Annotated in this window: 1 pseudogene; it reads left to right on the top strand. The window is 73.8% G+C overall.

From position 1 onward, the window contains the following. Positions 1 to 473 (top strand): annotated as a pseudogene (locus RB628_RS41385) (mobilization protein); the annotation flags it as partial.

The following is a 473-nucleotide window of genomic DNA, read 5'->3' as shown; positions in this document are numbered from 1 at the left end:
CCGTGATCGCCCACCTGCAGCGCGCCAGCCACACCGCCGGTCTGCTCACGTATCTCTACGGGCCGGGCGAGCGCGGCAACCACACCAACCCCCGCCTGATCGCCGGGGACGGCCACGGCGCTCCGATCGAGATGCTCGCCCAGCCCGACGTGCTGACGTACCTGGCCCACGCCCTCGACGCACCCGTCGAGCGTCTCGGGGCCCGCGCGCCCGAGTTGCCGGTGTGGGTCTGCTCGGTCCGTTCCGATCCCCGGCACCCCGACCTGATCGACTCGCAGTGGGCCGACGTGGCCCGCCGGGTGGTGGCGGCCACCGGCATCGCCCCCGCGGGCGATCCAGACGCCTGCCGGTGGATCGCCGTGCGCAACCAGGCCCGCCTGGTGCACGTCGTGGCCACCCTCGCCCGCGAGGACGGCAACCTCCACAACGCCTACCGCGACGCCTTCCACCTGCAGACCGAGTGCCACCGCATC

Source organism: Streptomyces sp. ADMS (assembly GCF_033441795.1).
Classification (GTDB): domain Bacteria; phylum Actinomycetota; class Actinomycetes; order Streptomycetales; family Streptomycetaceae; genus Streptomyces.
Note: the sequence above shows the minus strand (reverse complement) of the source record. Positions and strands in the feature narration are given on the sequence as shown.